The sequence below is a fragment of the Mesorhizobium sp. M1066 genome (assembly GCF_040318635.1).
Classification (GTDB): Bacteria; Pseudomonadota; Alphaproteobacteria; order Rhizobiales; family Rhizobiaceae; genus Mesorhizobium.
In genome coordinates this window covers 1-9,214 of sequence record NZ_JAMYMR010000081.1, presented here as the reverse complement: position 1 = coordinate 9,214, position 9,214 = coordinate 1, and the positions used below count along the sequence as shown (strand labels likewise).

At 58.5% G+C, this 9,214-nt stretch carries 6 protein-coding genes and 1 pseudogene; 3 read left to right on the top strand and 4 right to left on the bottom strand.

The features are described from left to right. Window positions 1-1,078: 1,078 nt before the first annotated feature. A complete protein-coding gene (locus tag NKH52_RS34855) occupies window positions 1,079-2,740 on the top strand; it encodes a N,N-dimethylformamidase beta subunit family domain-containing protein (RefSeq protein ID WP_352658005.1) in 1,662 nt (553 codons plus the stop codon). A 25-nt stretch (window positions 2,741-2,765) separates the two neighbouring features. On the opposite strand, the gene NKH52_RS34850 is transcribed toward NKH52_RS34855, so the two are convergent. Continuing rightward, the gene (locus NKH52_RS34850; RefSeq protein ID WP_352658002.1) at window positions 2,766-3,122 is read right to left on the bottom strand and encodes an FCD domain-containing protein; all 357 of its coding nucleotides are present in this window, start codon (window positions 3,120-3,122) and stop codon (window positions 2,766-2,768) included. Window positions 3,123-3,463: 341 nt separating this feature from the next. On the opposite strand from NKH52_RS34850, the gene NKH52_RS34845 reads away from it, so the two are divergent. Further along, on the top strand, window positions 3,464-4,273 hold the full coding sequence (locus tag NKH52_RS34845; protein ID WP_352657999.1) for a helix-turn-helix transcriptional regulator: 810 nt from the start codon (window positions 3,464-3,466) through the stop codon (window positions 4,271-4,273). Window positions 4,274-4,645: 372 nt separating this feature from the next. Here the strand turns inward: NKH52_RS34845 and NKH52_RS34840 are convergent, their stop codons facing one another. The 3 genes and pseudogenes from NKH52_RS34840 to NKH52_RS34830 form a co-directional block, all read right to left on the bottom strand. Next, the gene (locus tag NKH52_RS34840; protein WP_352657996.1) at window positions 4,646-5,488 is read right to left on the bottom strand and encodes a 2OG-Fe(II)-dependent halogenase WelO5 family protein; all 843 of its coding nucleotides are present in this window, start codon (window positions 5,486-5,488) and stop codon (window positions 4,646-4,648) included. Beyond that, window positions 5,478-6,737, bottom strand: a complete 1,260-nt coding sequence (gene ectB, locus NKH52_RS34835; RefSeq protein ID WP_352657993.1) for a diaminobutyrate--2-oxoglutarate transaminase — start codon at window positions 6,735-6,737, stop codon at window positions 5,478-5,480. The genes NKH52_RS34840 and ectB overlap by 11 nt, the downstream gene beginning before the upstream one ends. Before the next feature lie 795 nt (window positions 6,738-7,532). Then, a pseudogene (locus NKH52_RS34830) lies at window positions 7,533-7,775 on the bottom strand (integrase core domain-containing protein); the annotation flags it as partial. A 259-nt stretch (window positions 7,776-8,034) separates the two neighbouring features. Between NKH52_RS34830 and NKH52_RS34825 the strand changes: the two are divergent. Next, on the top strand, window positions 8,035-9,214 hold a 1,180-nt coding region (locus NKH52_RS34825), incomplete at its 3' end, for an IS110 family RNA-guided transposase (RefSeq protein WP_352968490.1).

Below are 9,214 nucleotides of genomic sequence, written 5' to 3'. Positions count from 1 at the left end.
AGACAATGATCGTGGCTTTGGCGCGCAAGCTACTGATTGCCTTCTGGCGACTTGTCACGACCGGCGAGATCCCGACGGGAGTAGCCCTGCGTCCGGTATAAAGCATGGAGGAGCGTTCGACAGGACGAGCATTGAAGTTTGGCAGCTGCAATAGCGTCTGCCAATAACGATCCGAGGTGGTGGTGATCCCGGTCGCTCACATGGCTTACGACGCCGCGCTGTAGAATGGGCCCACCGCCCGGAGCTTCGCCGCCGATGCGTATGGCTGCATCATGGTTTTTGATCCGCGAGGATCAACCGCATACAAGCTTGCGGCGCGTTTACGGGCGCCTGATGGGAGCTCCCCTCGGTTTGAAGTTGTAGACCTGTACAAACAGCACCTGCCGGCTCAATGTAACGCTGCCGCCGTGCTCGTGACCATCAAGGGCAAGTCGCTTCGCGATGGCCAAAGGCCCACCCTTGACCGTCACTGCGCGCGGCGCCCCAATGGACCCCGGAGCCAAAGCAGGAACAAATGGGCGCACACGGCTGAACAAGGAGACGGAACGACTGAAAGATCACCTTGACAAAGATTAGCCCATACAAGCGAGTGAGCGGCGTGTCGGTGGTCATCGGCGCTTTCCGGTAGGGTTTGGTTGTTGACGCCAACCCATTTCGGAAGGACCACCGATGACCGACGACATGATGAACCTGCGCACGCTCGTGGAGAAGACCCCGGATGCCGATCTCCTGCGGGAGGCATCCTGGCGCAGCGCCGTCAGCTAGCGCGTCAGGCGTTTCCCTTCCGTCTCGAGACGGACGAACATTGCCCGCTCCGTGAGATGTTCGACGTGTTCGTCTGAGATCGAACCGGTCGATCTCCCGCCTACGAGTTCTGTGTTGCGTTGCACATCTATCCTCCGAAAGTCGAGGTAGAGCGCATTTAAGCGAATTCCACACATGGCGACGTGTTGACAATCGATAACTTATAAGATCGATGTTATCGAAGCATGCCCGGCGGGTCGTGGGCATCCTCCGTCGAACGCCCAGAGAGCGCCGATACTTTCTGAACCAGCCCCTGCAGCGAAGCCAGCATCCAATGGAACACGGACAAACCGATGAGACGTGGCGTCCCGAATATGGGTCGTTCAATGGGGGTCCGAAGCGGTCGATCCCGTGGCACGGCGACGGCAGCTGGATGAACGCTCACCGCTTCGAGATCCCGCGTGACGACCCCCAATGGCCGGATGTCTATACCTACACCGACAAGATATCCTACGCGCCTGGAGAAGAAGTCCGCTTTCATGGCAGCACCAGCGCCCCGCGCTGGTCATTGTTGATCTACAAAGACGGCGCGCAGCCCCTTCTCGTCCATCGTGCCGACAACCTGCTTGGCGTGCACAGCCCGACCTCGAAGACCGCCTACCGCGATGGCTGCGACTGGCCGGTGGCGGCGACATGGACTTTGCCGAGCGATTTGCGGTCAGGGTTCTATCGTGTTGTGTCGATCTGCGCCCGGCCGGGCGGCGACCGTTTCGTTCAGCATCATTTCTTCGTGGTGCGTCCCGTCGCTGCGGATCCGAGCCGGATTCTCGTTCTGCTGCCAACTGCGACCTGGACTGCCTATAATGATTGGGGCGGCGCCAATCATTATACCGGGACCGCGGACACAGCGACCGGCTCTTCACCGGTGCTCAGCCTGTTGCGCCCGTGGACTAGGGGCATGGTGTGGTTGCCGCCGGGGGCCCCGCGCATCTGCTCGAATCCGCGCAGGGACCGCTCCGCTCCCACCTATCCGCAGAAGGACTGGGCGGTGGGCAACGGCTTCAGCCTGTATTACGCCGCCGCCGGATGGGCCCAGTTCGACCGGCACTTCGTCATTTGGGCGGAAGCCAATGGCTTCCATCTCGATTTCGTGACGCAGACGGATTTGCACAATCGCCCCGAACTTCTTGATGGCTACCGGCTCGTCGCCATTGCCGGACATGACGAATATTGGTCGACGCCGATGCGCCTGGCAATCGACTCGTTCGTCGAACGTGGCGGCCGGGTAGCTCGCTTCGGCGCCAATTTCATGTGGCAGATACGGCTGGAAGGCGGCGTCACGCAGATCTGCTACAAATATCATGCGCACCAGAATGATCCGGTAGCGAACACCGCGGACCATCACCTACTCACCTCGTCATGGGAGGATCCCGCCCTCGGCTGGCCCGGCGCCAAGACGTTCGGGCTCAACGGGTCGCAAGGCGCCTATGCCTCATGGGGCGGCTTCACGCCCAAAGGTTCCCGCGGGTTCACTGTCTATCGACCGGATCATTGGGCCTTCGGTGGCACGGAACTCTCTTACGGTGACGTGTTCGGCAGCGAGGCCAGCATCTTCGCCTATGAAGTGGACGGCGCTGACTACACCTTCCGCAACGGCTTGCCTTTCCCGACAGGCTTGGACGGCGTTCCCGAGAACGTTCAGATCCTGGCGATGGCGCCCGCTGTTCTGGCCGAAGCCAGATGGACGCTCGAGGGCGGCCGATATTATGTCGGCGACGCCGACCACGACTATTTCCAGGCGCTGCTTGGTGGCACCGAAGATCCGGAAGCGCCGCCGCAACGTTATGGTTCTGGCATGATGGCTTATCTCGAGAAGGGCGAGGGCGCCGTGTTCAACGCCGGCACCTGCGAATGGGTGATGGGCCTGACCCGCAACGAGCCGGACACCATACGTATCACCCGCAACGTGCTGAGCCGCTTCCTCGCTGAAGAATGACCAAAGGGGTGCCTCTGTTTGAAAGCTACTTCGCCTGTGTGCTCAGGAAGCGGATGATGCTGTCTCCGCTGCGCAGCAGATCGCGCTCGATCGCTACCCTGGGACCCTCGCCGTCCTTTGCAAGTGCGTGTATCAGGTGGATATGCTCCTCCGCAGCGACATAGTCGTTGACGATCTCGGAATAGAAAACGTTCAGGATGGGCCCCATCGAGACCCAAAGGCTCTCGATGTGGCCGACCAGCATGTCCATGCCGGACAATTGGTAGCCGGCAAAATGAAACTCGCGATTGTGGACGATCGCCTCGCGCCAGCGCTTGGCCCGGTCGGCCTCGGTGAACAAGGCATTCTTCTCGCGAAGCATGTCGAGATTGGCCGGCGACATGTTCAACCGCCAACCGCACCGCAAGCCCTTCGAGCGACACTCGGATCGTCCGAATTTCGAGGTATCGAGAGAGAGTGAAGTCGGGAACAGTGACAAACCGCCCCGACCGCAATTCCAGGCCGCGCTCGCTGACGAGCCGCGTCCGCATGACACGACCTTAAGCATAACTTCAAGTTAAAATAACATTTCCAGTCGCCATGAGATGGTAGAGCTGTGTAGATGCCGGGCTGCCGAAGACGGCGCGCAGAGCGCCGAAGATGGCGCGCAGAGACGCAGCGCTACAATCGGCAGCTTTGTGCGCCAGTGACAACGTCCAGTGCAAATGCTGAGGAGCCGAGCCTATGGAACGCCGGCGGATGACTGCCAGAGTATCCGATTTTTTGGTCCACGCGACGCATTTCCCTGAGGCTGCTAGGGAAGCGTTCGCGATCGAGTTCGACCGATTTGTCGACCAGACTGATGGCATTGCTCAATCCGAGCGGTTGTTCGACCTGTTATCTGCGTTTGCCCTGAATTTTGATTGCCCGTGGATCGCCTATGACTCTCTTGCACCCCAAAAAGGTTTAAAGTCGGCCCAACGCGATCCGGCGGTCATACTGAATTTTCCTGATGAATGGCAGAAGCGCTATTTCGAAATGGGATACGACAGGATAGACCCCATCATCAAAACGAGTCGAACGCGAGCAGGCGCCTTTCGATGGAGCGAGGTATACGACGACGTAAGCACGACTGAAGACGAACGGCGCGTTTTCGACGAGGCTGCGACGTTCGGCTTAAGGTCAGGCGTTAGCGTTCCATTGCACGGCCCGGACGGCAGCTTTGCGATCATGAGCTTTGCTCAAGCCTGGGATGGCGAATTCCAAAATAGAACAATTGCGTACTTGCAACTTGCGGCGCTACATTTCCACCTGAAAGTTGCAAAGTTCGATAATTCGGGCGCCATCGAGGAGATGCCTAACCTTTCTCTACGAGAAAAGGAGTGTATTCTGTGGACGGCAAAAGGGAAATCCTCGTGGGAAATAGGAATAATTTTAGGCATATCTGGAAACACCGTTAATTTCCATATAAAAAATGTAATGCGAAAAATGGATACTTCTAGCAGAACGGCTGCAGCTACAAAAGCCGTGCAGTTCGGAATTGTCGAAATGTAAAAAGCGGCTCCGCGATCTTGACGTCAGTTGTGCTAAGAGAGTTTCTTGATACTTATTTTTCTTGGCTGTGGAAGTAATTTCCGGAAAACGTCTAAGGTTAGAAGCGGCACACACCTGAGGCATGTAGGTGCCTGTTCGGGGTGTACCGAGGTATACATTGCCTGCGATCACCCGAAGTTGATCTGGCGGTTGCTTCTCGTCGCTCAATCATTTGTGGGCGCGTGTCCGCCCCCCCGGGAACAATGGAACGTTGGGAGCTGGCAACATTCGGGAAACATCCGGAGGGTTTGTGGCTAAACGGCCTCCGCCGTCACAATGGGGCGACAGCTTCACTGTCGGCGGAATTCGGCCAGTAGCTGCGGCAGCGAACGTTTAGGTCCACCAGAGAACAAGATCCGGGCGAGCAAACCCGAAAAAGCTGTTCAGCACCAGGCGACGCTTTCCGTTGCCCGATTGACCGGTGACCCCGTGAACGAAACCGCCATCGATCAGGCCGATATCCCCCGCCCTGAGCTGGAAGTCGCGACAAGGAACGCCCTCGAGATAGGCTGCCGAATAGGGATAGCCCGTAGTCTCCACACCTTGCGACTTTCGGTCCGTGACTGTCGGCTTGTGGCTCCAGAGCCGCAGATTGCCACCTTCCTCGGGCATGCTGGGATAGAAGTTGAGTGCTGCGACGGTGTTGTGCGCCACCGCAGAAAGCTCGTAATCGTTCCCAGCACATAACACTTGAGCGACGTCGTCGTGGGGGTCCAAGGAGAACGTGCCGCTGCCAGACCAACTGAGAGCGCGACAAACATTAGCCTGACCGTGCTCCGAACGGGCCAGCCGCAATTCAATGCCCTGTTTGCGAAGGTCGCGCTTCAACGCGTCGAACAATGCTCGGACCGGATCAACCAGATTCTCAAAAAGCGCGTCGACGTACGGTCGCGCAGTTTCCGCCTCTGCGAAATAGGTGGCTGCATCCTTCCTGTAGTGGGATGCGCCGACATATTGTCCGGGAACGCCATCCTTGCGCTCCTTGAGACCGGGACTGCCACTGAAGTTCGCGGTGATCTCCTCGGCTATTTCGGTGCTGAAAGCTTGCCTGATGTGCAGAGCGGTGATCTCACCTTTCAGGACTGAGATGATGTCCGCAGTGCTGATCGAGCCGGTTCGTTCTCTGATCGCAACAGGCGAGGTGGCTGGGGCTTGGGATACTTGATTAGTCTCCATTGGCTTGCTCCTTTAGTGCGTGATCAAGGATGGCGATGCCATGATCGAGTTCGTCATCGGTGATGGTTATCGGCGGGAGGACTTTGATGACGTCGCGATTTGGTCCTGAAGATTCGATCAGCAGGCCATTTTCGAACGCGACATCGTGCACACGGCCGACAACGGCCTGCGAACGGCACTTGAGGCCGGCCATCAGACCGCGGCCGCGCTTTTGTTCGATGCACTTGGGAAATTTCGCAACAAGGTTGTCCAGGTGTCTTTGCAGTTTGGCAGCTGTCCGCTCCACGCCTTTAGTAAACTGTCCGTCGGACCACATTTTGCACATCGCTCCTGCAGTCACGAAGGCGAGATTGTTGCCTCTGAAAGTCCCGCTATGTTCTCCGGGTTTCCATATGTCTATTTCGGGGCGAATGAGAACAATCGAGAACGGACTACCTGAACCGCTTAGGGACTTCGACAGGCACACGATGTCGGGTTCGATTTTCGCGAACTCGAACGAGAAGAAATCGCCCGTTCGTCCCGAACCTGCCTGAATGTCGTCGACGATCAAAACCACGCCGTGCTTACGGCAAATCCGCTGAATTTCTGTAAGCCAAGCTGCGGATGCGGCGTTCATGCCGCCTTCTGCCTGGATGGTCTCCAGGATGATTGCGGCGGGCTTTTCTATGCCGCTCCCTGGGTCGCCCAATACGAAGTCTATGTAGCCCGCGGAATCGAAATCTTGGTTCGGATATCCGTCATAAGGGACACGGATCACATCGTGGCGAGCGACGCCGCCCAGATCCCTAGTTGACGCCGAACCCGATACCGCCAGAGAGCCAAGCGACATGCCATGGAACGCGTTCGAGAAGGCCATTACGCTCGGGCGGCCGGTATATTTTCGCGCCAGGGCCAGCGCCGCCTCGTTTGCGTTTGTGCCGGTCGGCCCAGGAAATTGTATTTTGTAAGAGAGGCCTCTGGGCTTCAGGATCGAATCAACAAACGCTTCAATAAAGTCACGCTTCGCAGCCGTATACATGTCGAGCGACAGAAGAATGTTCTCGCCGACGAGATATTCGATTGCCGGTGCAATAATATTCGGGTTGTTGTGTCCGTAGTTGAGGGCGCCCGACCCTACGAGGAAATCGATATATGGGTTGCCGGCCTCGTCCCAGATTGTCGGCCCAAGGGCTCTCGTAAAGACCGCGGGAAACGATCGCCCATAGCGACGAACGTTAGACTCATGAGCTGCAAAAACGTCGCTGTTCATTTCAGGGTCCCTCTGCATGTCGTGCCGCGTTCAACGAGCAAGTGATTAAATGCGCTTGGTCGGTTGCGGTTGTTTTTAGTTTCACTGAAGATCAGAACGGTCCAGGCGGAACTTTGGACGGTCGTGACCTCCCAGGAATGTGTTCGTAATGCCGACACGCTCCTCAAAAAGGTCCGCGCCAAAAGGGAGACCGGACTCGCGCGGCAGCTCAACTGCACTGACGCCTTCTGAACCTCCCCCATAGTCACGTTGCTCTGCATGGCGATATCTCTCGTCTATGCGTTGGAACGAACTCAGTTCTAGAGTTTTCGGGAAAGCGTCGATACTACGGTATTTGGTAGTTGACGCACCTGCTTGTACCCGGCGAAACGCCCTGCCAATCCTATCAAAGCTCAGCGCTAGCACCGGCTCATGGGATGACAGGCGCTTCTGCCATGCAGCAGCATGCTAACGTGTTGCAGGCGCTCCGGCAGCAACACGAATCATCGTGCCCCGGCTGGTGGTGTAGCTCGGCGGTAGCGAAGCCGCTCGCGAGCGTGCCCTCAACAGCGCGGTAGGGAGCGAGCGGCGTAGCGGCGATGTCGGCGTTCTTCAATGTCGGGGCGCTTTCGGACCGCTCCTGAAGCGTCTCGACCAACTCTGCCCTGAATGAGGATTAGGGTTTCGAAAAGCCGACAGCGGAGGATATAGGTGAGACCAGGCTAATCCGGTTCTCCCCCTCTTGGGCCAATAACCAGACAGCTTCGTCTGGGAGATGCTACCACAGGATGTATCGAAGCCGCGTAAAAATAGGGACTAGATGTTTAGTCCCGGCATTTGATGGGTTGGGTCGAGTCGGAAGCGTTTGGGCTCTTTTTGCCAGATTTTGCAGATGAACTCGTAGGGTGTGAGGCCTTTGAGGGTCTTGAGCCTGCGCGCAAAATTGTAGGCTGAGAGGAAGTCGGCAAGATGCCGGCGCAACTGATCGTGATCATCATAGTGGAAGCACTTGACGGTCGCGTCCTTGATGGTTCGGTTCATCCGCTCGACCTGGCCGTTATCCGGTATGTGATCTGTGGTGCCTTTTCGTCCTGCTGTTCTTGTTTTGGAACGGCCTTATGGTGAGCCCATCCGGGACGTGGGGCACCGGGAGCACGAAAGTGCGGGCAGGCCGTCTTTAGACCGTGGGCTGAGAGCCCGAGCTCGTTACATGGCCGCCCCTCGCGACTTTCCCGGATGCGCTGCGAGCGCGGATCAGTAAGTGTCGTGTTGCCCGTCAGCTCCCGTCTTTCACCGAGCCAGGAAGGAGGGAATACGCATGCGCATCATCGGACTGGATATCCATCGCGCCTTCGCCGAGGCGGTGGCATGGGAGGACGGCAAGCTCAGGCGGCTGGGTCGTGTCGACATGCGGCGCGATCTGCTGGACGCCTTCGCCGCAAAGCTGTCGCCGAGCGACATCGTCGTGATCGAGGCCACTGGCAACGCGTCCTCGGCCGCCGCAGTTGTCGCGCCGCACGTGAAGAAAGTGGTGATCGCAAACCCGAAGCAGGTGCGCATCATTGCCTATGGCAAGATCAAGACGGACACGATCGATGCCGGCGTTCTGGCGCAGCTCTATGCCAGCGGCTTCCTGCCGGAAGTCTGGGTTCCGGACGAACCGACACAGGCACTGCGCCGGCAGGTGACGCGGCGCAATCAGATCGTCCGGCAAAGATCGCGCTTGAAGAATGTCATCCAGTCGATCCTTCATAGCCACCTCATCCCGTCCTGCCCGCATGCCGATCTGTGCGGCGCCAAGGGCCGGTCGTGGTTGAGCGAACAGGTCGTGCCGGAAGACGAGCGCCTCGCGATCGATCGGCATCTGCGCGAGTTCGACCGATTGGGCGACGACCTCCAGGTCATCGAGCGCGATCTTGCCCGCTCGACCCTTGAAGATGAAGGCGTGAAGCGTCTGATGACCATTCCCGGCGTCGACATGACCGTCGCGCTTGCAATGAAGGCGGCGATCGGCGACGTGTCGCGCTTTGAGGAGCCGCAGAAGCTCGTGAGCTATCTTGGCCTGAATCCGAGTGTCCGGCAATCAGGGCCAGGGCCTGCCTACCACGGCCGGATCACCAAGCAGGGACGCGGACATGCCCGCGGTATGCTCGTCGAAGCTGCTTGGGCAGCGGCACGCGCACCCGGACCGCTGCGGGCTTTCTTTCTACGGGTACGTGCCAGGCGCGGGCAGCATGTCGCGGCCGTCGCAACCGCACGCAAGCTCGCTGTCGTGATCTGGCATCTGTTGACGAAGGGGGAGAGCTACGCCTGGGCTCGGCCTTCCCTGCATGCCAAGAAGCTGCGCGATGTGGAACTCAAGGCCGGGAGCAAGGCTGTGGGCGGCCCAAAAGGGGCCCCGCCCCCCCAAAAAAAAAAAAAGAAACCGGGCGCGGAGACGCGCGGGGGGGGACACGCCGCAAACCCCGAATGCCCCGTTTTGGACGGGAGGGACCCCA